Here is a 26,996-nt window from a genome sequence, read left to right on the forward strand (position 1 = left end):
TCTCCTTATATTACTCCTTTTAAGAATATTATACTAAAAATAGTTCCCTTTCCAAGTTCACTCTCTACAGTTATACTCCCACCATTAGCTTCTATAATTTTTTTGCTAAGTGATAAGCCTATTCCTATACTCTTTGGATTTATAGAGTTTTTACCCTTATAAAATCTTTTAAATATATTTTTAAGTTCTGATTTTTCAATCCCTCTCCCATTATCACTTATAGTAATAGTAAGAGAAAGTGGAGTCTCGTATAGATTTATTTTTATTTCTCCATTATTTTTAGTATGCTCAATAGCATTTTTTACTATATTACTTATACTTTCTGCAATCCATTTTTTATCATGATTATAATACCCTTCATTATTAAGCTCTAATTTTATACTTTGATTTTTTTCATTTGCAATTAATTTTAATGGAGCTATAGCATATTTTATAGTTTCACTAAGTGGTATTAGCTCTTTATTGTAACTTATAGCATTACTTTCTATTCTTGCATATTTAAGTAGTGTTGTAATAAGCCAATCCATTCTATCCAACTGTTCTGATGTTAATTCTATAAACTTACTTTTTACTTCATTATCCATATATTCATGATTTTTTAATATATCATTATAAGATATTAACGCTGAAAGTGGGGTTTTTAATTGATGTGATATATCATTAATTATATCTTTTAAATGTACTTTTTCATCTTGAAGATCCTTTAATGCATTTTCAAGTCTTTCTCCCATATAAGTAATTTATTATAAAACACATAAAAGTCACCTTCCTCAAACTTAAGCTCTTTAGAATTAAACTTTCCTTCTACCATTTCATCAGCTCTTTTACCTAATTTTTTTATATTATTAAATATTGGTGAAATAATCTTTAAAATAAATGCCATAACTACAACAAAAAATAATATCCATAATAATATTATTATCACCTTAAATTTCTTATAGCTTTCACTAAGAATTGGATTTTTTATATTACTTAAGTTTTCGTTATAATAATATTTGTCTAAAATATTACTTCCTGCTTCATAATAGTCTTCTATATTTCCTTTAGTTATAATAGGTACTATCTCTTCTTCTAACTCTGGATTATTTTCTACAATTGCTCCAACTAAAGCTATATTTTGATTAATATATTTTAAGTTTATGTTATTAAACCAATTATTAGTTATTAAAATAACTCCCAATAAAAACACTAAGAAAGTTATAAAGCTAGTTATTATAATAAGCTTTACTTCCTTATTCTTTAATAACCTCATTTTTATGCCTCCCTAACTTCTTTTGCCCATCTATACCCTATTCCCCTTACTGTTTCTATATATGCAGGAGTTTTTATATCATCTTCAACTTTTTCTCTTAATCTTTTTATATAAACAGTTAATGAATTTCCATCAACAAAATTTCCATCAGTATCCCATAATCTTTCTAATAATAAATTTCTTTCTAATACATTTCCATTATTCTTAATTAAAAGTAATAATAGCTTGTATTCAATAGTAGTAAGCTCTATTACTTTGTCCTTCTTATATACTTTATATTTTAATAATTCAACAGTAATATCTCCGCTTATTATTTTATTTTTATTTTCTTCTTTTTTAGGTGCTACACCTTTTCTTCTTAAAACTGCATTAATTCTAGATACTAATTCTTTAACTCTTATAGGCTTAGTTATATAGTCATCTCCCCCCATATCTAATCCCATAACTACATTCCCCTCTTCATCACAAGCAGTCATAAAAATTATAGGAATTTCACTACTCTCTCTTATGGTTTTACAAAATTCATATCCAGTTCCATCTGGTAACATAACATCTAATAATATTATATTAAACTCATTATTTTTATATTGTGCTCTTGCCTCACTTAAATTTTTAGCATGAATTACATCAAACCCTTCTTGCTTTAATGTATATTCCATTCCTAATGCTAGTGGTAAATCATCCTCTACAAATAATATTTTTATCATATTTACTATTTCCCCTTTATTCTAAAATAGGAGCAGAAAGTTATTCTGCTCCTATCTTTCTATACTCAATTGAATAATTTACTAATCTTTCCTAATTAATCAATATATATATTATAACCTATTAATTTCACTTTATAAATAAGTTACTACTCAACATTTCTTATAGTTTCAACTAAACTCATATTTTTAAGTTTATTTAATGGTATTAATGATGCTATAAGAACAACTAATAAATTAATAACAAATCCAATAACAAATGGCTGCCAATAAATTTTATTTGACATTGTAAACCCATAAGATACCATTTTAACAACTAATAAAACTAATGGAATTGAAAGAACTCCTGCTAATATGGATGAAAATACACCATGTAATATTCCCTCAAGTAAAACCATCTTAGTAAGCTGGCTTTCACACATTCCAATTGTCCCTAGAGTTCCAAACTCTTTCTTTTTAAGAAGTATATTAAGAGAAATAGTATTTATGACATTAACTACTCCAATTAAAGTTACCATTACTATGAAACCATAAATAAATACATTTATTACGTTCCACATTTCTTCTTCCCTTTGATTATCTTTGTTCGTATCATTAAATGTAATTTCATTATTTTCTGCAATACTTTTAATACTTTCTGATGTTTTCTCAACAGACTTTTCATCACTTATATCGTTATATCTAAACCCAATAGTAGAATTATAATCATTTTCATCATAAAATTTATTAAAGCTATTTAAATTCATTATTATTTTAAATATACCACTAAAATCATAATCAAATTTACTCTTATTTATTATCTTTTTAACTTTAAACTCTATAAAATCATTACTTATCTTATCTTTTTCTAATCTTTCATTTAAATCATCTAAGTTTTCTGTAGAATATCCTTCAATAGAAGTCTTTGCAACTTTAATAGTATCGCCCTCTTTTAAGTTAGTAAAATCAACATTTTCCAACTTACCCTCTTCATTATAATTTGCAAAACTATTAACTAGAACTATTTCATTATCATTTAACTTTTCATCAAGTCCTAATTCATTTAATGCTTCATCACTATAACCTTCAATTTCTGTATTTTCTATTAAATTATTCCCTAAATCATTTTTTCTATATTTCTTATACTTATCAGTTAATACATCTCTATCTACATATAAATACGGTATATACTTATTAGAAATTCTATATACATCATCAACACCATCTACTGATTTAACTTCATTTTCAATCTTATTAACATTCTTATAAGCATATAGCTTTCCATGTGCTAAGCTATTCTTCATTAAATAATCTAACTCATCCATTCTTTTCATATTTAATGTAGTAAATGTAATAAACATAATAAGTGAAATACTTAATGAAAGTATTGTTACTGTAAATCTCTTAGAATTTTTCCTTATATTTTTATAAGCTATCCATCCTTCTATTCCAAATATTTTTCTTATAATATTTCCTTTATAATACTTATTTTTTTCTTCTCTATTGTTTCCCTTAATAACACTTATAGGTGAAACTTTTCCTGCTTTCCTTGCTGGCCCAAAAGTTGCTAAAAATATCGTTAATACTCCTAATATTATTGTAAATAATATTATACTTGGATAAAATTTAACAACTAATTGTCCTCCTCCAAACATATTTGATATTTTACTATCTAATATCTTAACAGTTATCCAAACACCCCAAAATCCAAATATAGTACCAAATGGTATTGAAGTTAAACACATTAATAAGCCTTCTCTTATAACAATATTACTTACTTGCCTTGGAGTTGCCCCTATACTTCTAAGTATTCCAAACTGTGTCATTCTTTCAGTTACTGATATGTTTATAGCATTATAAATTAAAAATATAGTAGCTAATACAATTATAGCTAATACAAAAATCACCATACCTTTAATTGCTGTATTTATACCAACATAAGTACTTTCTCCTTTTAAAGCTAATAAATCATTATTTATAGGAATATAGTTTAATTCTCTATCTAATTTTAAGTTATCAAATTTTTCATTAACTAAATTTGTTTTATTTTTATTACTAACTACTGTAAAAAATACATTATACTCCTTATTATCTTCAAGATTATCTAAAAGTGTTTCTCCAGAAAATACTGAATTACCAGTTTCATATTGCTCTTTAATAAAGCCTACAACTTTATATTCCTTATAATTATCAGTTAATACTTCATTTGCATCTTTATCATATTGAACTTCTCTTAATCTTACAGTATCACCTATACTAATTCCTAAACCTTCTTTTGCATTACTATTTAAAATAAGCTCTTTACTACTCTTAGGATACTCTCCTTCTGTTAATTTTGTTGTAGTTATATCATTTGAATAAGTTGTATCTTGCTCTGTTATATAAATACTATTTTCGCCTTTTCCTTCTAATGTTAACTTTCCTAAAACTACATTAGCAACTGTACCTACCTTTTCTAGATCAACATCATTTCTTAGTATATTTACTACCTCTGCATTGACACTTGAAAATCCAAATTCATAATCCCCATTATTATCTATAGCTCTATCATACATGTAATCATTAAAACTTAATCCTAGAAATCCAACTCCACTAATAAGTGATAATGAAAGAATTATACCTACAATAGTAAATAATGTTCTTTTCTTGTTTTTCTTTAAATATTTTAAAGTAATATCACTATAGCTTCTCATTATTTAATCACCTCATCAGTAGTGATTTTACCATCTTCAATAGTAACAACCCTATCAGCTGATTTTGCAATATTAATATCATGTGTAATTAAAATTAATGTTTGATTATATTTTTTAGCACAATATTTTAATAACTCTAATACTTCCTTTGAATTTTTAGAATCAAGATTACCTGTTGGCTCATCTGCTAATATAATAGAAGGCTTATTAGCTAATGCTCTTCCTATTGAAACTCTTTGTTGTTGTCCCCCTGATAATTCCGATGGATGATGATTTCTTCTTTCTTCTAAGCCTAATAACTTTAAAAGCTCATTCATATATTTTTTATCTATTTTATTTCCATCAAGTAATACTGGCATTTCAATATTTTCTTCTGCTGTTAATACTGGTATTAAATTAAAGAATTGAAATACAAATCCTAACTTTCTTCTTCTTAAAATAGATAATTCCTTTTCTTTTAATTTATAAATACTTTCACCTTTTATAATTACTTCTCCTGAGCTAGGTTTATCTACCCCACCTAATAAATGTAATAATGTACTTTTACCAGAACCCGATGGTCCAACTATTGCTACAAATTCACCTTGCTCAATATTTAAATTTATATTCTTTAAGGCTTCTACCTTTGTTTCTCCATTACCATATACTTTACATAAATTCTTAACTTCTATAAGTGCCATATTACTCGTCCTCCACTTCATTTTCTATTATAACCATAGTATAAAATTCGAATATTACATTAATATAAATTAAATTATTACAATTTATTAATATTAAACATAATAAAAGTGAAGTAGATTTTCTTCTTCCACTTCACTTAATTCATATTAATATATTAAAATTTTTAATTTTAACTAATATCCAATATTATTTATGCTAATTTGTAGTCATTACCTTGTTCGTTATATATCTCTAATTCATTTATAGATTTTCCTTCTATATATAATTCATACCATAAACAAAACATAAATACAGTCCAAACCTTTCGTGAATTATCCTTTTTACCTTGAATATGCTCATCTAATAAATTTAATACATATTTTTTATTTACTAATTTATCAACATTTGCATTAGTAATTATTGTTCTAACATACTTTCCTAAATCATTCTTTAACCATACTCTTATAGGAGTTGGAAAACCTAATTTTTTCTTTTCTTTCATATAAGGTGGTACTATATCTTTAAATGCTTCTCTTAATAAAACCTTTGTATTATGTTTGCTTACCTTTTGATCTAATGTTAAACCTTTAGCACATTGTAAAACTTCTTTATCTAAAAATGGTACTCTTAGCTCTAAGGAATGCGCCATAGACATTTTATCTGCCTTTAATAAAATATCACCTTCTAGCCATGTATTAATATCTATGTATTGCATTGTTGTAACATTATCATAATTATTTAAATTACACTCTTCATATAAGTCTGCTAAAATACTGCTATAATTATTGTTCTCATTATAATTGCACATTATATTTTTTACTTCTTCATCGCTAAATATTTTAGCATTTCCTATGTATCTATCCTTTAACTTAGTAGTTCCTCTTAATAAATAACTTTTCCCTCTTATATCAGGAAGTGATTTAGCTACCTTATTAACCCTATCTTTCATACTATCTGACAAATATGAAAAAGGTTTAAGACTATAATATTCCTTATAAATATTATATCCTCCAAATAATTCATCTGAGCCTTCTCCTGATAAAACTACTTTTACATGTTTTCTAGCTTCTTGTGATAATAAATAAATTCCAACACAAGACGGATCTGCTAATGGATCATCCATATAATAAGCAACACTTGGGAGCGCTCTTATATAATCCTGTTCAGATACATTTACTGCTATATTTTCTACACCTAAATACTCTGCTGTTTTCTTCGCTACAGATAATTCATTATATCCATCTACATCAAATCCAATAGAAAAAGATTTAATTTTAGGATTAATTTTTGCTGCTAATGCTGTAACAATAGTAGAATCTATTCCACCTGAAAGAAATGTTCCAACTTCAACATTTGCTATCATATGATGCTTTACTGAATCATCTATAATATCATAAATCTCCTTTTCAGTTACATCTTTATTATTAAATTTCAAATTATAATATCTATTAAATTCTATATCTCCATTTTTTATTGTAAAATATGTTCCATTAGGAATCTCCTTAATTTCATTAATAATAGTATTGTATTTTGGTGTGTATTGAAATGATAAATAATTTTGTAATGCAACTTCATCTACATTTAATTTATCAACTAAGCTTACTAAAGACTTATATTCAGATGAAAAAGCTATAAATTCACTATTATTAATATAATATAGAGGTTTTATTCCAAAATGATCTCTAGCACCAAATACTATATCTTTAACTTCATCATATATAATAAATGTAAACATACCTCTTAACTTATCTAAGCATTTCTCCCCATAATTAATATAAGCTGTTAAAAGAACTTCTGTATCTGAGTTAGTACTAAATTCGTTACTTTTAAGCAATTCTTCTCTTAATTCTTTGTGATTATATATTTCACCATTAAATATAATAGTTCTCTCTTCTTTTTCAAATGGCTGTTTACCACATTCTAAATCTATTATACTTAGTCTATTAAATCCAAATGCAATATTATCTTTTATAAAATATTCAGTATCATCTGGTCCTCTATGAATTATTTTTTCTGTTAATTGTCTTATAAGTAGTTCATCTGCTTCTTTATCCTTATAATATATAGATATATGACCGCACATTTTATAACCCCCTACACGCATTAAGTTTTTCAAATTATTTTAATTATTAAACTATTTCTTTTTTATTCTTCCCATTTTTTTCATATTTAAAATTATACACGACAAAAAAATTTTTTTGTTTAAATTTATGTATTCTTAATGTTATTTTAAGAAAGCAGTAATAAAACCTTTTAAATTTAAAAAGTGAAGTAAGATTAAGATTACTTCACTTTTTGTTATTTACATTTAACTGATTTATAAATATAAACCCCAATACTTCCAAATAATACAACTATAGATATAGGTAAAAACGCTATTGATAACCCCTTACCACTATTCATTGCTACTCCTGTACTAATTTGAATATAAAAAAATATAGATAATGTCTCAACATTAATAACTCTAATAAACGTTGATGCCATTAAATATTGCTTTTCTTTATTTCTTGAATTTATTTCAACAGGATAATTATATATGTTTGGAAACTTAGCTAAAATTGCTATTCCAATATAAATTATTACTGCTATAGGTAGTAAAATAAATAATGTATTTTTAGAACCATATGCATCAATTTCACCTTTAAAATTATAATGAGTTGGCACGACCTCAGGCGCCTTCTCCCAATATATAAAAGTCATAACAACTAATATTATAACCCAAACCATTCCTATTATATCAAGACATTTATTTATTTTTGAATTTTTGTCCATAATTTTCCACTCCCCCATTATTACTCGTCACCTTTATCATTATGCTTACTATTATATTCCATATTTATAAATAAAAAAAGCTGATATTACATGGATGTAAATCAGCTTATACAATCTTATCTATATACTTTTTCTATGTCTTTTAATGAATATAAGAAATATAGTAAACTTACTATAAATAATAATGAAAATAATATTATTACTGGTATAAATCCTTCAATTGAATTCAACCCCGAATCTATATTTGATTTAACTACAAAAAATATTGTACTTATAATTAATCCACCATTTATTAATAACTGAATTATAACAATAATGTACCATTTTATCTCTTTAGCAAAATAAATTATCAGAGATCCTGTAATCTGCATATCAACTATTAACATAAATATAGAAAAAATTATTATTTTAGCTATATTAAATAAAACTAAGCCTTCTAATGAGTCTATTGAAAAGTTTGATGCCATTGTTGTTATTGAATTACTTATTGCTATATACTCATATGAAACACTTACAAAACTAGCTATAATAATCCATAAAGGATATGCTAAAAGCCACATCTTTATACCTTTCCATGCTAACTCCTTATTGCTAAAAGGTAAATGATTAACTTTAATCTTTCCACTAAATGATTTCTCACTTGTAGGAATAATATACCCAAAGCTCATTAAAGGTATAAAGCACACAAACATAGTTCCTATTGTTACCAATTTATCAGCTATTTCATAATTTACCTCCCAAAATATTTTTCCATTTATATTTCTAGTAAATAAAACTATTATTGCTAAAAACACCATTGGTATAAAGGTAAATAAAAAAAAACTTCGATTTGTTCTTAACCAATCTTTCTTAAATTTAAACATTCCCATACACCTCTTTATACAAGTCCACAACTGATTTACCTTCAAGCCTTAACTCTTCAACTAACTTATTAACAACAATTTCTCCACCCTTTAAAAGTAAAACCCTATCAAGCATCCTTTCAATATCTGATACTAAGTGACTTGAAATAATTATAGTACTATCTATATTAAAATTATCTAATATCATACTTATAACTTCTTCTCTTGAAATTAAATCTATAGCTGCTAAAGGTTCGTCCATAATATATAACTGCCCCTCAATTGCCAAAGCTAATGATAAGTGATATTTTTCATTTTCACCTTTTGATAATGTCTTTACTTTTCTTTTAAGATCAATTTCAAAATACTTTAACATCTCCAAGCACTTTTCTTTATTGAAAGTCTTAAAATATTCATTATAATATTCAATTCCATCTTTTACTTTCCAGCTTGGCGGAATTATTGATGTATCATTCATATATCCTATTAACTCTTTATTTTTGTAATTAAACTCTTCTCCATTAAAGAAATATTCTCCACTATCAAAGGTTATTTGCCCTCCAAGTATTTTTAAAAGTGTACTTTTTCCTTCTGCATTAGGTGCTAAAAGCCCTATTATTTCACCCTTGTTTATTTCTAAATTTAAATTTTTAAATATTTTCTTATCTTTGTATTCTTTATTTAAATTAACTAATTTAATCATAAAATCTCCACCCTAATTTATTTTTATATTATCTATCTTTTTTAAAATGTAAACAAACTCTAAAATACTAAAAACAACTAATACTATAGATGCAACAACTATAATATATACTAAATACTCTTCCAATACCCCGAAAAATCCTTTCCACAAATTAAAGAAAATTATAACTGAAATTACTATAAAGACTAAACTTCCTTTTTCCCCTACATTTCTTTCTCTACATAAAATGTCAGTAATTATTGCACAAAATACTATTGATACACTTAATGCAATTTTATAAAAAGAATTATATTCTTTTATCCCTATATTTAAATTTGTAATATAAGTAATTATTAAAAAGATAATATAAAATAATACTATACTAATTGTAATATTTATTATTTTATTTCTATTTGAAATTGGAAGTATTCTATTAATTTTTTCTACGTTAGAAAACTTTTTTTGGTACTCAAAAAATAGCCAAACTGAAAAAAATGGTGGAATTGCAACTTGTAAAAAACTATATAGAATAATAAATGGTACTGTTGGTGCTAATACTACATTTTCTATTTCAAAACTTATGTCATAAATACTTGTAGTTATTAAAGCTCCATTCTTATAAGCGAAATAAATTGCTCCTGCTGATACTAAGTAAAATGTTATAGTGATAAACAACATACTATTTAATTCATTAAAATAAAAATTCCTTTTAAACCATCTTTTCATTTTATTCCCCCACTGATTTTAATATTTTTATTGCTTCTTCTTTTTCTATGCCTATAGATTCCATATCCTTTATGAATTTTTTAGCTAGTTCTTTTCCCATATTAATTTTTAAACTTTTCATAGAATTATCACCCTCACTTATAAATGATCCCATACCTCTTCTTGTATAAGTTATTCCTAATCTTTCAAGCTCTCCATATGATCTTTGTAATGTATTGGGATTTACTCCTAAGTCTTTAGACATTTCTCTAACTGATGGTAACTTTTCTCCAGGAACAAGATCTCCAGTTGCTATATTTTTCTTAACTAACTCAACAATTTGAAGATATATTGGCTCTTTATTATTAAACTCAAAATTATTAATATTTAACGTCATCTTCAACCTCCGTTCTACTGTTCTATTAAAATAGTACAGTATTACAATCCATTTGTAAAGTATTTCCTCAACTAAAATTAAAAAAAATAAATAGGCCAGTTAAAACATTTTATTATTATCTTTAACTGACCCACTTTATTATTTATATTCCTTTAAGATTTTAATAAATTCTTCATTATTCTTTAAGAAGCTTAATTCTTTATCGCAGCTACTCTCAAGCATATTAATAAAATTCAAAAGAAATATTTTATTTATTCCTTCTTGTCCTTCTTTTTTATTAATATTCTTATATAACATCGAGCTTGATATATCCCATTTATTTTTTAAGGCTCTAAGTATCTTTTTTATAACTTCTACACATTTTTCTTCATCTTTTTGTTTTATATATAATTGAAAATATGAAACATAAGAATTATATTCCCATAAATCATATAAATTAGCTGTCTTTTCTAAAATATCAGCATAATACTCTGCATCACTATCTCTGCTTTCTTCTAATGCAATTTCCATCATACTAGTTAAACTTATAAAAATTTCACTTGTAACTGATAATAGCTTTCCTTCATATATTTCTGAACCTTTCTTAAAACTACCTTGCTCTCTATAAAGCCTAGCCTGCATTATCTTTTTATCATAAGTAATATTAGGAATTTTATCTATACATTCTTGAGCTTTTTCATATTCCTTCTTTTCAAAATATTTATTCATAATCATTGGAATAGCTTGATTTTTTACTTCTATATCCTCACTATTAAAAGCTTTTTCAAATAACTTATCTATTTTTTCTTCATATTTTTCTTTGTTTTCAACATTATACATAAACATTGAGCCTTGTAATGTTAGTCCAATATTTAAAATAAGCTTATCACAAGTAGGATATTTATGAACTTTATCTATTGCTATTTCAAACCCTTTTTCAAACCCATCATCATTAATTACAGTACTAAGTTCATTAATAAAATTTGCTATTTCTTTATCGCTTAAATCTTCCTTAAAAGAAAGAAGTGTATTTAAGTCTATTTTTAAAACCCTAGCTAAAGAAGGTAAAAGCGTAATATCTGGGTAACTAACTCCCCTTTCCCATTTATTTACGGCTGGAGTAGATACCCCTAAATAATCAGCTATTTGCTCCTGTGTTAAATCTTGTAGAACTCTATTTTTTCTTATAATCTCATTTATCCTCATAACTTATATATTCCTTTCTATATTTCGAAAGCTTTCTATATTAATAGTCTATCAAGGATAATAATTAACTACAATTGAATGGTTGTTAATATATAATTAAATAAATTAACTTATAGTTAATTCATTTATAATAATAAAATTATAGCATTTTTCATTTCCATTTATTTACTATTTAAACTAAATAATATAAAATAGTTTTATAATTAAATTTGTTATTAATTAAAGGAGGGAACATATTTGATAGGTGTTATTGATGTAGGTGGTGGACTTAGAGGAATATATGGTGCAGGAATTTTTGATTTTTGTTTAGATAATAATATTAACTTTGATTATGGTATAGGTGTATCTGCAGGTAGTGCTAATATTGCATCCTTCTTTGGAAAACAAAAAGGTAGAAATTTAAAATTTTATTCTAAATATATTTTTAGAAAAGAATATATGAGCCTACATAATCTTTTTAGAAATGGTTCTTATATAGATTTAGATTATGTTTATAGCGATCTTTCAAATTCTGATTCTGAAAATCCACTTAATTTTGAAGAAATAAAAAAATCAAAAAGTATTTTTAAAATTGTAACTACTAATGCTTTAACTGGAGAAACTGTATATTTTGATAAAGATTCATTATCAAAAGATGATTATGATATATTCAAAGCCTCCTGTTGTCTTCCTGTAGTTTGCAGACCTTATAACATTTCAAATACTAACTACTTTGATGGTGGGCTCTCTGACCCTCTTCCTATAAAAAAAGCTACTAATGATGGTTGTGATAAATTAGTTATTATACTTACTAAACCTGTTGGCTTTGAGAAACCAGATAAAACAGATAAATTATTTTCACAATTATTAAAGAAAACTTATCCAATCTCTTCAAAAAAACTTATTAATCGTCATAAAAAATATAATGAAGGTATTGAAATTGCCTTAAAATATCAATCACAAAATAAAGCTTTAATAATCTCACCAGATAACTGTTGTGGAGTTAATACTTTAACTAAAAAAACAGAAAACTTACTTGCTCTTTATAATAAGGGATATAAAGATGCTGAAGCCTTAATCCCCTTTATAAATTCCAACACATAACTAAAATCTTCTCCACAACTAATAATATAAAAACCCTCTGTTTTTCAACAAAGGGTTTTTTCTACAAACTGATAAAAATATTGATTTGCAGTATTTTTCTATAACGTTATATCTGACGTAGTAAATCTTATAACTTTCGAAAGATCATTAAGTGACATTTCTACTTGGTATCCAATTTTCCCTGCACTAAAAATAATAGTTTCACACTCTTCAGCCGAAATATCTATTACAGTTTTAAAAAACTTTTTCATTCCAATTGGTGAACAACCACCATGAATATATCCAGTCAAAGGTAATAATTCTTTTGATTTTATCATTTCTACAGATTTTTCACCAACTGTTTTTGCAGCCTTCTTTAAATCTAACTCTTTTTCAACCGGTATTACAAATACATAGTTGTTTTTACTTTTACCTATAGTAACTAAAGTTTTAAAAACACATTTAGGATTTTGACCTAACGCTTCTGCAACTTCAGTTCCACTAATAGCTCCTGTTCCTACATAACTATGTGTTTGATGCTTTATTTTCTTTTGATCTAGAATTCTCATTACATTTGTTTTTTCATCCATACTTAATCATCCTCTTATTATATTATTTATGTTATTAGATTAGTTTTAAGCCATAATCTTTTTATACGTCATTTAAAAACTAAAATTAAGTTTCTTGGTTTTGATATTGAAATTAAAAGCAAACAAAAAGATGCTCCATCCAGCAAAGATTAGCATCATTTTTGTTAACATATTCGTTTAAATCCAATAGCCCTAAAACTAAAAACGTTCTAAGGATTGCTTAGTGTTGACGCACTAAGCTTTTCTTATTTATATTATATCAAATTTTTATAAAAAATAAACATAAATAATTTTAGAATATCTAACTCCTCGATAAATTCCAATTTACCTTTCACTTTAAATTTATTATAACTTAATTTGTAAATTGAATCTTACTTATGATACGTTATTTCATGCTATAAAAATAGTCTTAGACAAGTCATATCAATGCCCAAGACTATAAACCTCATTTACTTGTGATACGATTCAGTTTTCATAATTCTAAATTACTTAGAATTTTCTTTTTTATTATTACTTCTCCCCTTAGGCTTATTAATTCCTCTATTATTTCCTCTATATCCTCTGTAATTTCTATTTTTATTATTTTTATTACCTTGATTATTACTTTTCTTTTGAGCTGTCTGTACTACAGGCTGAATTATTTCGTATTCTTCTTCTGCTAATACAGGTATAGACTTCCCAATAACTTTTTCAATACTTCTAAACATTGCTTTTTCTTCTTCATCACAGAAAGTTATTGCAATACCTGAAGCTCCTGCTCTTCCTGTACGTCCAATTCTATGTACATAAGTTTCTGCTACATCTGGCAAATCATAATTTATAACATGTGATAGTTCATCAATATCAATTCCTCTAGCTGCAATATCCGTAGCAACTAAAACTCTTATATTTCCTTCTTTGAAATTATTTAAAGCTAATTGTCTTTGATTTTGTGATTTATTACCATGAATAGCTGCAGCAGCTATTCCAGCTTTTTCAAGATCCTTAGCTATTTTATTTGCTCCATGCTTAGTTCTTGAAAATACTATAACAGATTTTATACTTTCATCTTTTAATAAATGTATAAGTAATGACTTTTTATTTTTTTTAGGAACATGATATACACCTTGTGAAATTATTTCGACTGTTGATGATACTGGTTGAACTTCTACCTTTATAGGATTTTTTAATATAGAGTTAACAAGTTTCATTACTTCCTTAGGCATAGTTGCTGAAAATAATAAGTTTTGTCTTTCCTTAGGAAGTCTAGATATTATTTTTTTCACATCATGAATCATTCCCATATCTAGCATACGATCAGCTTCATCAAGTACAAAATATTTTACACTTTTTAAATCAACATGCTTTTGGTTAGATAAATCTAAAAGTCTTCCTGGTGTTGCAACTAATACATCTACACCTGATTTAATTTTTCTTACTTGTGAACTTTGATTTACTCCTCCAAAAATAACAGTATCTTTTATATCTAAATACTTAGAATACATAGCAAAATTTTCTTCAATTTGAATTGCCAATTCTCTTGTTGGTGCAACTATCAAAGCTTTTATATTTCTTTCACTATTTTTTTCTTTCTCTCTAGCTATATTTTGTAATATTGGTATTGCAAATGCTGCTGTTTTTCCTGTTCCAGTTTGTGCACACCCTAAAATATCTTTTCCTTTTAATACTACTGGAATTGAGTTTTCTTGTATTTCTGTAGGTTGTTCATATCCAGCCTCTTCAACAGCTCTTAATATTGGTTTTATTATATCTAAATCTTTAAATAACATATTTTCTCCTTTTTAATTGAAATAAAAAAGAAACACTATTAAATGCTAAATCACTAAAATAGCATCTATATAGCGTTTCTTTTTATAAGTATATACTATTTTTCTATTAATATCATTATTTTTTTGTTTATACCATTTATTTACATTTAGTGTTATTATATTAAATAGGAAATATATTCATAAAATAAAGGAGGAAAAAGAAATGTTTATTTATAATAATGAAAATGAAAAAGAAGAAAAATCAAAACCATTATCTGACTTAGCTCTGGAAAAATTATTAAAATCAAGAACAATAATTATTTCTGGTGAAATCAATCAATCTTTAGCTGAAAAAGTTACTACTCAATTATTAATTCTTGAAGAAATGAGTAATGATCCAATTAAAATTTTTATAAATAGTCAAGGTGGTCATGTTGAATCTGGAGATACAATACATGATATGATTAAATTTGTTAAACCTAAAATTATAATGATAGGAACTGGTTGGGTTGCAAGTGCTGGAATAACAATATATCTAGCGGCTGATAAAGAAAATAGATACTCACTTCCTAATACTAGATATATGATACATCAACCATTGGGTGGATTTAATGGTCAAGCAACAGATATAGGAATCGAAGCTAAAGAAATATTGAGAGTTCGTAAAAGAATTAATAATATTATAAGTGAATCAACTGGTCAACCTATAGAAAAGGTTAATAAAGATACCGATAGGAACTATTGGTTAAGTTCAAAAGAAGCCTTAGATTATGGAATCGTTAATAATATAATTTCAAGTCATTCTGAGTTAAAGTAATTTAAATAAAAATGAATCTATTTATAAAATGTATTAATAAATAGATTCATTTTTTTCTCATATATATTCTTCCTATTTTTTAATCATAGGTAAAAGAAATCTCTCCTTCTCCTACCATAATTGTAGTATGCTCTGATAATGGTTTTGCTAAATATATATCTATTTCAGGAGACTCCTTAGTAAATTCTACATAATACTTTAAAGTTCTAGTGTCATTTTCTATAATCATCAAAATCATAGGTTTATTGGGACTTTCTAGCTTTAAATAAAGCTTTTTACCAGAACCTTCAGAAAAATGATATATTCCCTCTTTATAAATATCAGCTACTGGTGGATTAATACTCTTAATTAAAGTACTGGCATCAGCTATTATTGGGGATGATATTAAAACTATAATTACTACAACTGCAAAAATTATTTTTTTCATCATTAGTTATCAAGCCCTTTCCTTAAAATATTAATTATCTATTTAAGTTACTAATATCTTCTGTATATATCCTTAAATATATTCTATATTTTTTAGAAAAGATTTGTATCAAATATTATTTAAAACTAATTATTATAACTTTTTAAATATAGTTTTTCCTTCTTTTATTGTTTCAAGCACTTCTATATTTTTAATATCCATAGGATTAACTTTTAGTATATTTTTATCTAATATAACTAAATCAGCTAATTTTCCTTCTTTTATAGTACCTTTAATACTTTCTTCTGAATATTGATAAGCAGCATTTTTAGTAACTGCCTTTAAAGCCTCTAACGGAGATATTCTTTCATCTTCTCCTAATAAAACTCCGTTCTTAGTTGTTCTATTTACAGCACACCATATAGTTTCTAACATATTGGGCTCTATAACTGGTGCATCTTGATGGAATGTAAATAATATTTCCTTATCTAAAGCATCCTTAGCTAAACTTATTCTACTTGCTCTTTCCATGCCATAATTTTTTATGTGTATGTCTCCCCAGTGATATACATGTGCGGCAAAGAATGATGGAATCATTTTAAGATCTTTTACTCTATCTAATTGATCTCTATCTAATAATTGTGCATGTATTATAACAGGTCTTATATCATTATTAGATTTTATTTTTTCTTTTGCTATAGCATATTGGCTTATATATTGCTCACAAGCAGCATCCCCATTGCAATGAACTAAAATTTGCATATTCTCTTTCAATGCTAATTCCAATTTTGCTTCTATCTGCTCATCTGTTTGAGTACCATAAGCATAATAATCCTTTTCTTCCCCTAAGTATGGTGTACGCATCCAAGCTGTACGACCTTGTGGCGATCCGTCTAAAAATGTTTTATATCCTCCCATTTTTAGATGATTATTATATTTATTTAAACAATTTTTAAAGCTTTCTTTTAACTCACCCGCTTTAGAAATATCCATAAATCCTATTAAGTCTATTTTTAAAAGTTTTGCTTGCATTAAATATTGAAATATAGGAGCTAATTGGGCTACAACAAACCCTTCTTGTACAGTTGTTATTCCATAACTTGCATAAGATTGTTGCGCTTTAACTAAATTCCCCATAAACTCTTCATTAGACGCCATAGGTAACTTTTGAATATAATCCATAAATGCAGCTTCTTCTAAATAACCTGTAAGTTTTCCATCTTTTTTTTCTATCATTCCGCCATCAGGATTTGGTGTATCTATAGTTATTTTCATTTCCTTTAAACCTAAAGAATTAAATACTCCCATATGACCTGATTTATGCTTGCATAAAAGTGGATTTTTAGGTGATGCTTCATCTAAAAGTTCTAAAGTTGGTTGTGATTTTTCATCTAAAAAGTTTTGATCATAGCCATCTGCTTGTATCCATTTTCCCTCTGGAATGTTATTCTTCTTTATAAAGTTTTGAATAGCCTCTTTAATTTCATCAAAATTTACAGTTTTTGACAAATCTACCTGTGTAAAAGAAATTGCATACCCTGAGAAATGAGAATGTGCATCTATAAAAGATGGCATAAGTGTTCTTCCTTTTAAATCAACTAATTCTACCTCTTCACTGACTTCTTTAAGAAGTTCATCTTTTTCTCCAATTTTATATATCTTATCACCCTTAATTAAAACAGCATCAACATATAATTCATTTTCAAGTGTTAGTATATCTCCATTAAAATATAACTTCTCCATTTCAAACTCTCCTTTGTATAATATAACTTTACCTTACTTTATTTCATAGCTTTTCATCTGCCCCAAAATAATATAAAATTTCTACTATTGTTTACTTTTAAATTAATATTAAATATTATTATATCACCTTATAAATATTAGTATGGTTAATAATTATGATAAGCTAGTATACTCTCTTAATACATATTCTTCAAGTTAAATTATTCTATTTTAATATTTATTTAACAAATTACTTAATTACTCTATAAAAAACTATATAATGTGTAAATTGCATGTGAGGTAAATTGTACATAAGATAACTTATTAAGGCGTCAACTTATATATTTGATTATTTTAGAAATTAAAAAGAGCTAGGTAAAACCCCCTAACTCTTTAACTTTAAAAGTAATATTTTAATATAATTTTTATGATGCTATATTATTATTCTGCTTTTCAATACTCTTACCTTTTTTTCTAGTTATAAAATAATCTACAATTATAGCTATTGCCCCATCACCTATAACATTAGTTGCAGTCCCAAAACTATCCTGTGCTGCATGCAACGCAATCATAATTGGTTTTTCTACTGCTCCAAATCCAAGCATTGATTCAAGCAATCCTAATGCTGCCATGACTCCACCACCAGGAACCCCTGGTGCTGCAATCATTGTAACTCCTAACATAAATATAAATGGAACTATCATTCCAAAAGTAGGAGTTTGTCCATTCATATACATCACTGCCATAGAAGTAAGAACTAAAGTAATAGTATCACCTGCTAAATGTATTGTTGCTCCTAAAGGTACAACGAAATCTAAAACTTCTTCACTAACTTTATTTTTCTTAACACATTGAAGTGTTACTGGAATTGTTGCTGCTGAAGATTGAGTTCCTACAGCAGTCATGTATGCTGGAATCATATTTTTTATTAACTTAAAAGGATTTTCCCTTTTAATAGCTCCTGCAATGCAATATTGAAGAACTATATATAGCAATTGTAGTGAAAACAATATTACATATACTATTCCAAAAGATTTTAATGTATTAAATATTTCACCACTATAACTTAACTTTGCAAAAACACAACCTATATAAATAGGAACTAATGGTATTAAAACCTTCGTAACAATCATTAAAATAATTGAATTAAATTCATTTACTACTTTTAACATTTGACTATTTTTAATTTTTGATAAACCTATACCAAGTATAAATGCTAATACTAATGCAGACATTACTCCCATTATTGTTGGTATTTCAATAGTAAAGTATGGCTCTATAGATTGCCCTGCTTTGCTTAATGAAACTCCACCTTTTATTAATTTAGGTAGTATTCCTATCCCAACTAAATATGCTGCAAATCCAGCCGTTAATGTAGAGACATATGCTATTACTGTAGTTATGATAAGTCCTTTTCCCGACTTATTTCCTAATGATGCTATTCCCGGAATTATAAATCCAATAATTATTAAAGGAATTACAAACGATAAAAAGCTACCAAATAATCCACTAAAAGTTGCTAGTAATCTTACTGGAAATTGAATGTTATTTGCCCCACATAATAATCCAATTCCAATTCCTAATACTAAACACAAAAATATCCTTGTAATTAAAGATAATTTTTTCATTAAACAGCCCCCTCTTGTCTTCTACGGAAAGACATTTGTCTTTTCTCTAAATTCACTATAACCCATTTTTTAACTACTGTCAAATTAATTTAAATAAAAAAATCTATAATAATAAAAAAATTTCATTATTATAGATTTATAAAGTTTAATTTACTTATATAAAAATCAACTTTTAAAAGAAAATCATCTTTATAGCAAAAATAATTAATGTTATTCCACCAAAAAAATTTGCATACTTTGCTATAAATTCTATTTTTCTTATATATCTGCATGAATAAAAGGCAATTGTACATAATATCAAAGTTATAAGCCCAACAATTGAGCAATCTGCTATCATCATTAAAGGATTACTTATGTAATTAAATGCTGTAAATCCTACAACAAATGCATCAATACTAACAGATATTCCAAGTATTAATACCATTCCTTTTTTTAATAATAAACTTTGACTCTCTTCATCACCATCTATCCCTTCTTTTATCATTAGCATTCCTACAATAGCTATCGCTATCCCTCCAACTATATTGGGAATAGTAGTTACATACGTTTCAAATAAATGCCCGCCAATCCCTCCTAAAAGGAAAAATAAAAATTGAAATATTGCAAAAGACATAACGAAAGCTATTTTATTATGTCTTCTAACCATAGGATTAACTCCAATACTAATAGTTACTCCAACAGCATCCATAGCTAAAGCAATACCAACTATAATCACATCTTTTATATTCATCCCAACCCCCATTTTACATTATTTGTATAATTTTATTATTAAGTTCATCAACCTATGATTCATATTGTAAATTTTATTTTTTATGTCTTTTATTTAATACTATTTTGTTGTATAGTATATATTGTATTTAATAATAAAAGAAATAGTATATCACATTAATGCAAATTTTCTAGTAATTAATGTATATTTTTTATTTTTATAAATTAAAATTAATTTCAACTTTAAAGGAGCGTATTTTAATGGCAAATTGTATCATAGCACAATCTGGAGGTCCTACAGCAGTTATAAATTCAAGCGTTGTTGGATTAGTAGAAGCAAATAATACTTTAGGAGTTTTTAATAAGGTCTATGCAGGTTTAAATGGAATTGAAGGAATTCTTAATGGTAATATAATAGAACTTTCATCATTTTCTAAAGATGATATAAATAGATTTAGATATACACCTTCATCTGGATTAGGTTCTTGTAGATATAAAATGAAAAAACTTGAAGAATCAACAGAGGAATATGATAGACTACTTGAAATTTTAAAAGCTAATGATATTAAAGCTTTCTTTTATGTTGGTGGTAATGACTCTATGGATACTACTGCTAAACTAAGTTCATATGCAAAGGAAACTGGAATAGATGTTAAATTTATAGGCATTCCTAAAACTATAGATAATGACTTAATGTACACTGACCACACACCTGGCTTTGGTAGTGCTGCTAAATTTATTGCAACAAGTGTACTTGAAACTTATTTAGATTCATCTGTATATATAAATAATGGAATATTTATATTAGAAACTATGGGCCGTGATACTGGTTGGTTAGCTGCTGCCGCTTCATTAGCTACATTAAATGGTAAACGAGTAGCTGATTTTATTTACTTACCTGAAACAGCTTTTGATGTAGATCAATTTTTACTGGATGTAAAAAATAAATTTGAAGAACAAAATCAAGTTTATATAGTTGTTTCTGAAGGTGTAAGAACTGCTGAAGGCAAATTCGTTGCTGAAGCTCATGCTCAAGCTCATGATAAATTTGGCCATGCTCAACTTGGTGGTGTTGGCTCATATTTAAAAAATTTAATAATATCTTCTGGTATAACTAAAAGAGTTAAATCACTTGAACTTGGTGTTCTTCAAAGATGTGCTATACATTGTGCTTCTAATTTAGATTTAGAAGAAGCCTATGAAGTTGGATATGAAGCATTAAGACAAGCTAGTCTTGGAAAGTGTGGATATATGATCGGAATAAAAAGAGAAAATAATGTACCTTATAAATCTTCTTACTTCTTAATAGAGGCTGATAAAATTGCTAATAACGTTAAATACTTCCCAATTGAATGGATAAATGAAGCTGGAAATAACGTAAATGAAAAAGCTATCGAATATTTAGCTCCACTAGTTTCTGAAGTTCCAACTGTAATTTCATCTTCACCAATGCCAGACTTTAAAGTATTTAATAAATAGTTTTTAAAATGAAAAGGTAAGAGATAACAGTTAAAATTGAAACTGCTATTTTAATTCAGCTATTCTGAATTATTCCCTTACCTTTTACTTTACTAAATTACTTAGTAATTTATTTACTATATCTTCTGCAAATATATTCTATAGTATCTAAGAATATATTTGCTTCTTTTTTAGTATTATAAATTCCTAAACTTACTCTAACCAATCCTGGAATTCCAACTTCACTCATATATCTTTGAAGCTCATCATCTTTTATTCCAAGAACTCTTCTTGTATATGGATGGGCACAAAATCCCCCTTCTCTAACCCCTATTCCTCTTATATCAGCAAGGGCTCCTCCAACTTCTTCATAAGTCATTCCATCAATATTAAACACTAAAATTCCCAATCTATCGTCTATATTTTCATTATCTGCGTATAAAGTTACCTTTTCAAATTGCTTTAATTCTTTAATTAAATATGATAATAAGTTTTTTTCATTATTTTCAATAACATGAAATCCTATTTTGTCCATTTCCTTTAGTGCTTCTGCTATTGATATTGCTCCAAAAAGATTCGGCGTACCAGCTTCATTTTTTTCTGGTGTATCTAACCATAGTTGACGTTCATCAAGAACTATTTGAACAGTTCCTCCACCACTTGAAGCTGGCTCCTTCTCATTAAATATTTTCCTCAAACCAATAATAACTCCACTTCCAAATGGAGCATATATCTTATGTCCAGAAAACACTAAAAAATCTATATTTTCAGTGATATCATCTTGTATCATAGATATTTTTTTATGAGGAATCAATTGAGCTCCATCAACAATTATTTTTGCTCCATATCTATGAGCTGCTTTGGCTATTCTTCTTATATCATTTACATAACCAGTAACATTAGACGCTCCCGTTACTGTTACATATTTAACTTTTTCTTGATACTTATCAAGTAATTCTTCGATATCTTGTACCTTAATTCTTCCATCCTTATCTACTTCAACATGCTTCAAATCACATTTGTTTCTCCAAGGCAAATCATTTGAATGATGTTCCATTCTAGTTGTAATAACTACATCATCTTTACTTTCAATTAAAATATTAGATAACTTATTCAATCCATCAGTAGTATTTCCTACAAAAATTGCTGTATATATATCTTCTGGTGCATTAAAGTATTCTAATATATATTTTCTAGAACTATCATATAAATCACTGCAATATTGAGATTTTTTACCATCACCTCTTGCAATCGATCCATAATACTCACTAGTTTCTAATACCTTTTTCATAACTCTTTTAAAAGGTGGAGTGGTAGCTGCATTATCAAAATTTATAGGAATTAATCTTCCTTTTCCATCTACATTAACCTTTTTATCCAACCCTATAAATAGCTTTCTTAAATCATCTATATTTTCTTTATGCATAATAATCCCCTCCAATACAATATATTCTTACTTTTTTGCTATTGTGATTATTTACTATACATTCTATTATTCAATAGTAATATACCTCTCATTATAGTCATATTCTATAAAGTAACATATGTGTTTAAAATACATATATTATTAATAAATTATTATTTGGAGGGTAATAATGAGTTCTAAAAAAACTAATACACAAAAATATAATGATGATGATTTAAATTTTATGCCTTTAAATATTGATTCCTCTTTAGCACCTAATAGTACAAAATTTCCACTACTATTTAATATTGATGGAATTTCTATTACTAAAACCTTTGGTACTTTATCATTAGGTTTTCCAAATTTAAATATCAATCCAACACCAATTCCGTTAAATACTAATCCAATGACTGAAATCGCTCCACTTACACCTTACCCTAAAAATGTGCCAAATATAGACTCAAATACCTCACTTAAAGAAAGTAACAATAACACTAATATTATAAATAACAATAATACTGAATTAGAATATCCAACAGAATTAGATGATAGTTTTCTCTATTCTTATAATGAAGAAAAGGTTAATGACAGATATTTAGATGACTCAATCAATACTATTGATATCTTAAGAAACTTAGATATATCCTTAGACTTTTCTTCAACTGATTCTAGAAAGTACAATTGTACTGAAGATGAGGTTAATGAACTATTTGCCTTAATCGAAAAGGATAATCCTGGAATATTAGCTACTATGAAGGCTTATAGAATACCTTATCCTATTGCTAAATTATTAATAAAAAAAATAATAAAAATCTCTCTTGATAATTGTAAAAGGTAGGTGATTTTTATGGAACAATTTTCAAGGTCACTCCCTAGAATTGAGACTAGTGTAAGAATTCTTCATTCTGTGCCTAACGCACCAAATGTTGATGTTTATGTAAATGGAAATCTTATAGCAAGCAATTTGGCATTTGGAAAAATTTCTAAGTATTCAACACTATCTCCTAGCGAATACGAGTTTCAAATTTTCCCATCTGGAACATATGATAAACCTTTATTAAGTCAAAATGTTCAATTAATAGCTAATGCTAATTATACTGTTTCAATCGTTACACTCGCTAATAATTTATATTTATTTAGGCTAAAAGATGATAATGTTCCTATTACTAAATCTCAAGCACTTTTAAGATTCATAAATTTATCTTCAAATTCACCTTTGCTTAGCTTAGCATTACCTAATGGTATTACTTTATTTAATGAAGCTGAATACTTAGAAACTACTGGATATTATCAATTATCATCTGGTATTTATAATTTTGAAGTGCTTTTAGGCTCTTCTCAAATCTCTACAAAATATATTAAAAATATTACATTAGATGGCGGTAAATTCTATACTATATATATTATAGGTTTATTTAAAGATAAACCACCACTTGGATACCTCTTTGTAGAGGATGCAATATAAATTTAGGAGTTGTTGAAAAACATCTCCTTTTTTAATTTGATATAGATTTATTATAATAGTATAATTAATTAGGTTAAGGTTTGCTACTGCAAATAATTATGGAGGAAATTATGATAATACTAAGTTGTAAAGATATATGTAAAAGTTATGGAATACGCGATGTCCTTAAAAATATTACATTTTCAATTAATGAAGGTGATAAGGTTGGAATTATTGGTGCAAATGGTGAAGGAAAATCAACTCTTTTTAAAATAATAACTAAGGAAATATCTCAAGATTCAGGAGAAATATTTATAGATAAAAATAAAACTTTAGGGTATTTATCACAAAATCTATCATTAGACTCTAATAAAAATATATATGAAGAAGCACTTTCAGTATTTGAAGATATTTTAAATATTGAAGAAAGACTTTCATCTTTAGAAATAAAAATGAATGAACCTTATGATGAAAATAATGCTTCTTACCATGACAAGCTTATAAAGGATTACACTACTCTTCAAGATTTATATTCACATAAGGGTGGTTATGTATACAAGGGAGAAATATCAAGAGTATTAAAAGGTCTTGGATTCACAGAGGATGATTTTTATAAATCTATTACTACATTAAGTGGTGGTCAAAAAACAAGAGTTGCCTTATGCAAGTTATTATTACGTAAACCAGATATTATACTACTTGATGAGCCTACTAACCACTTAGATTTAGAAGCTATAAGTTGGTTAGAAGACTATATGAAAAACTATAAGGGAACAGTTCTAGTAATTTCCCATGATAGATTCTTTTTAGACTCAGTAACTAATAGTACTTTTGAAGTTATTGGTGGAAAAATTGAATGTTACAATGTACCTTACTCTAAGTTTATAGATCTTAGAAAAAAGAATTATGAAGCTAAACTTAAAGCTTATAATCTACAGCAAGCTGAAATTAAACGTCAAGAAGCAATTATTGAAAAGTTCCGTTCTTTTAATAGGGAAAAAAGCGTTCGTGCTGCTGAAAGTAGAGAAAAAGCATTAGATAAAATGGAAAAAATCGAAGCTCCTACACATGAAAAAGAAGGCTCTAAAATTAAATTTGAAGCCTCTGTAAAAAGTGGATATGATGTTTTACATATAGAAGATATGTCTAAATCTTATGGAGAAAAAATACTATTCACTAACTTAAATGTTGATTTAAAACGTGGTGAAAAAGTTGCTTTAATTGGTGAAAATGGTAGAGGTAAAACTACTTTATTTAAAATAATAATGGATAAAGTTCAATCGGATAAGGGGGTTAAAGTATTAGGAACTAACGTTAATGTTGGATATTACGATCAAGAACAGTCTGATTTAAATTTAGATAAGACTATATTAGATGAAGTGTGGGATGAGTTTCCTAATTTAACAACATCCAAACTTAGAAGTTATTTAGCATCTTTCTTATTCATAGGTGATGATGTATTTAAAGTTATAAATACTTTAAGTGGTGGTGAAAAGTGTAGAATTAATTTATTGAAGCTTATGCTTTCAAAATCAAATCTTCTTCTATTAGATGAACCAACTAACCATCTTGATATAATGTCTAGAGAAGCACTTGAAGATGCTATATTAGAATACGATGGTACTTTAATGGTTATATCACATGATAGATACTTCTTAAATAAAGTAATTGGTCGTATACTTGAACTTAAAGAGGATGGTGTTTCCGAATACCTTGGAAACTATAGTTATTATCAAGAAAAGAAACTTAATCCAACTCGCTTTGAGGATTATGAAGAATTAGCTAATGGTAAAACCAAAACTCAACTTAAGGACGAAAAAAAGAAAAAACGTGAAGCTGAAAAAGAGGCTAAAGCTCTTCAGCTTAAAATTAAAACAATAGAAAAAACAATATCTGAAAAGGAAGATGAATTAACTTCTTTACAAGAACAACTTTGCTTAGAATCAATTTATTCTAATCCAACTGAAAGTCAAAGAGTTAATAATGAAATAAAGAAACTAGAGGATTGTATTGCTCAACTTTATGAAGAATGGGAAACCTTAGTTTAATTAATAATTGTGACTTTTACAATATAATTAAATAAATTTAAAGTAATATAATAAAGAATGGGTACTTAATCTTGAAACTTCCTAAGGAA

Annotated in this window: 25 protein-coding genes; 6 read left to right on the plus strand and 19 right to left on the minus strand. The window is 26.5% G+C overall.

Annotated features, from left to right (window positions below):
- Positions 1-5: 5 nt before the first annotated feature.
- The 12 genes from I4V51_RS05525 to I4V51_RS05580 form a co-directional block, all read right to left on the minus strand.
- A complete protein-coding gene (locus tag I4V51_RS05525; protein ID WP_195987321.1) occupies positions 6-731 on the minus strand; it encodes a HAMP domain-containing sensor histidine kinase in 726 nt (241 codons plus the stop codon).
- Positions 704-1,252 (minus strand): hypothetical protein, encoded by a 549-nt coding sequence (locus tag I4V51_RS05530; protein ID WP_195987322.1) that lies wholly within the window; start codon positions 1,250-1,252, stop codon positions 704-706. The genes I4V51_RS05525 and I4V51_RS05530 overlap by 28 nt, the downstream gene beginning before the upstream one ends.
- Before the next feature lie 2 nt (positions 1,253-1,254).
- The gene (locus tag I4V51_RS05535; protein WP_195987323.1) at positions 1,255-1,959 is read right to left on the minus strand and encodes a response regulator transcription factor; all 705 of its coding nucleotides are present in this window, start codon (positions 1,957-1,959) and stop codon (positions 1,255-1,257) included.
- 146 nt (positions 1,960-2,105) lie between these two features.
- Entirely contained in the window at positions 2,106-4,628 is a 2,523-nt protein-coding gene (locus tag I4V51_RS05540) for an FtsX-like permease family protein (RefSeq protein WP_195987324.1), read from the minus strand.
- On the minus strand, positions 4,628-5,308 hold the full coding sequence (locus I4V51_RS05545; RefSeq protein WP_195987325.1) for an ABC transporter ATP-binding protein: 681 nt from the start codon (positions 5,306-5,308) through the stop codon (positions 4,628-4,630). The genes I4V51_RS05540 and I4V51_RS05545 overlap by 1 nt, the downstream gene beginning before the upstream one ends.
- Positions 5,309-5,499: 191 nt before the next feature.
- Positions 5,500-7,371 (minus strand): asparagine synthase (glutamine-hydrolyzing), encoded by a 1,872-nt coding sequence (gene asnB, locus I4V51_RS05550; RefSeq protein ID WP_195987326.1) that lies wholly within the window; start codon positions 7,369-7,371, stop codon positions 5,500-5,502.
- A 215-nt stretch (positions 7,372-7,586) separates the two neighbouring features.
- Positions 7,587-8,060 (minus strand): DUF1648 domain-containing protein, encoded by a 474-nt coding sequence (locus tag I4V51_RS05555; protein WP_243281404.1) that lies wholly within the window; start codon positions 8,058-8,060, stop codon positions 7,587-7,589.
- A gap of 116 nt (positions 8,061-8,176) precedes the next feature.
- A complete protein-coding gene (locus I4V51_RS05560) occupies positions 8,177-8,923 on the minus strand; it encodes a hypothetical protein (protein ID WP_195987328.1) in 747 nt (248 codons plus the stop codon).
- Complete coding sequence (locus tag I4V51_RS05565) at positions 8,916-9,605, minus strand: ABC transporter ATP-binding protein (protein ID WP_195987329.1); 690 nt, start codon at positions 9,603-9,605, stop codon at positions 8,916-8,918. The genes I4V51_RS05560 and I4V51_RS05565 overlap by 8 nt, the downstream gene beginning before the upstream one ends.
- Positions 9,606-9,617: 12 nt before the next feature.
- Complete coding sequence (locus tag I4V51_RS05570; RefSeq protein WP_195987330.1) at positions 9,618-10,310, minus strand: hypothetical protein; 693 nt, start codon at positions 10,308-10,310, stop codon at positions 9,618-9,620.
- A gap of 1 nt (position 10,311) precedes the next feature.
- Positions 10,312-10,686, minus strand: a complete 375-nt coding sequence (locus tag I4V51_RS05575; RefSeq protein ID WP_195987331.1) for a GntR family transcriptional regulator — start codon at positions 10,684-10,686, stop codon at positions 10,312-10,314.
- A 138-nt stretch (positions 10,687-10,824) separates the two neighbouring features.
- On the minus strand, positions 10,825-11,871 hold the full coding sequence (locus tag I4V51_RS05580) for a helix-turn-helix transcriptional regulator (RefSeq protein ID WP_195987332.1): 1,047 nt from the start codon (positions 11,869-11,871) through the stop codon (positions 10,825-10,827).
- Between the two features lie 237 nt (positions 11,872-12,108).
- Here I4V51_RS05580 and I4V51_RS05585 point away from each other — a divergent pair, with 237 nt between their 5' ends.
- Complete coding sequence (locus tag I4V51_RS05585) at positions 12,109-12,954, plus strand: patatin family protein (RefSeq protein ID WP_195987333.1); 846 nt, start codon at positions 12,109-12,111, stop codon at positions 12,952-12,954.
- Between the two features lie 98 nt (positions 12,955-13,052).
- On the opposite strand, the gene ybaK is transcribed toward I4V51_RS05585, so the two are convergent.
- Complete coding sequence (gene ybaK / locus I4V51_RS05590; protein ID WP_195987334.1) at positions 13,053-13,523, minus strand: Cys-tRNA(Pro) deacylase; 471 nt, start codon at positions 13,521-13,523, stop codon at positions 13,053-13,055.
- Positions 13,524-14,008: 485 nt separating this feature from the next.
- On the minus strand, positions 14,009-15,292 hold the full coding sequence (locus I4V51_RS05595; protein WP_195987335.1) for a DEAD/DEAH box helicase: 1,284 nt from the start codon (positions 15,290-15,292) through the stop codon (positions 14,009-14,011).
- 202 nt (positions 15,293-15,494) lie between these two features.
- Between I4V51_RS05595 and I4V51_RS05600 the strand changes: the two genes are divergently transcribed.
- Complete coding sequence (locus I4V51_RS05600; RefSeq protein ID WP_195987336.1) at positions 15,495-16,088, plus strand: ATP-dependent Clp protease proteolytic subunit; 594 nt, start codon at positions 15,495-15,497, stop codon at positions 16,086-16,088.
- 79 nt (positions 16,089-16,167) lie between these two features.
- Here the strand turns inward: I4V51_RS05600 and I4V51_RS05605 are convergent, their stop codons facing one another.
- From I4V51_RS05605 to I4V51_RS05620, 4 genes are all read right to left on the minus strand, one after another.
- Positions 16,168-16,518 (minus strand): hypothetical protein, encoded by a 351-nt coding sequence (locus I4V51_RS05605; RefSeq protein WP_195987337.1) that lies wholly within the window; start codon positions 16,516-16,518, stop codon positions 16,168-16,170.
- Positions 16,519-16,647: 129 nt separating this feature from the next.
- The gene (locus tag I4V51_RS05610; RefSeq protein WP_195987338.1) at positions 16,648-18,237 is read right to left on the minus strand and encodes an amidohydrolase; all 1,590 of its coding nucleotides are present in this window, start codon (positions 18,235-18,237) and stop codon (positions 16,648-16,650) included.
- A 404-nt stretch (positions 18,238-18,641) separates the two neighbouring features.
- Entirely contained in the window at positions 18,642-19,844 is a 1,203-nt protein-coding gene (locus tag I4V51_RS05615; RefSeq protein ID WP_195987339.1) for a dicarboxylate/amino acid:cation symporter, read from the minus strand.
- A gap of 172 nt (positions 19,845-20,016) precedes the next feature.
- A complete protein-coding gene (locus tag I4V51_RS05620; RefSeq protein WP_195987340.1) occupies positions 20,017-20,574 on the minus strand; it encodes a manganese efflux pump in 558 nt (185 codons plus the stop codon).
- Between the two features lie 239 nt (positions 20,575-20,813).
- On the opposite strand from I4V51_RS05620, the gene I4V51_RS05625 reads away from it, so the two are divergent.
- Complete coding sequence (locus I4V51_RS05625; RefSeq protein ID WP_195987341.1) at positions 20,814-22,031, plus strand: 6-phosphofructokinase; 1,218 nt, start codon at positions 20,814-20,816, stop codon at positions 22,029-22,031.
- Between the two features lie 109 nt (positions 22,032-22,140).
- Here the strand turns inward: I4V51_RS05625 and I4V51_RS05630 are convergent, their stop codons facing one another.
- Complete coding sequence (locus I4V51_RS05630; RefSeq protein WP_195987342.1) at positions 22,141-23,436, minus strand: aminotransferase class V-fold PLP-dependent enzyme; 1,296 nt, start codon at positions 23,434-23,436, stop codon at positions 22,141-22,143.
- 169 nt (positions 23,437-23,605) lie between these two features.
- On the opposite strand from I4V51_RS05630, the gene I4V51_RS05635 reads away from it, so the two are divergent.
- The 3 genes from I4V51_RS05635 (at position 23,606) to abc-f (ending at position 26,907) form a co-directional block, all read left to right on the plus strand.
- On the plus strand, positions 23,606-24,253 hold the full coding sequence (locus I4V51_RS05635; RefSeq protein WP_195987343.1) for a hypothetical protein: 648 nt from the start codon (positions 23,606-23,608) through the stop codon (positions 24,251-24,253).
- Positions 24,254-24,262: 9 nt separating this feature from the next.
- Positions 24,263-24,880 (plus strand): DUF4397 domain-containing protein, encoded by a 618-nt coding sequence (locus tag I4V51_RS05640; protein ID WP_195987344.1) that lies wholly within the window; start codon positions 24,263-24,265, stop codon positions 24,878-24,880.
- Positions 24,881-24,990: 110 nt separating this feature from the next.
- Positions 24,991-26,907: a ribosomal protection-like ABC-F family protein gene (gene abc-f, locus I4V51_RS05645; RefSeq protein ID WP_195987345.1), complete on the plus strand. Its 1,917-nt coding sequence runs from the start codon at positions 24,991-24,993 to the stop codon at positions 26,905-26,907.
- The last annotated feature ends 89 nt before the right edge of the window (positions 26,908-26,996 follow it).

Source organism: Clostridium sp. D53t1_180928_C8 (assembly GCF_015667795.1).
GTDB lineage: Bacteria > Bacillota > Clostridia > Clostridiales > Clostridiaceae > Clostridium.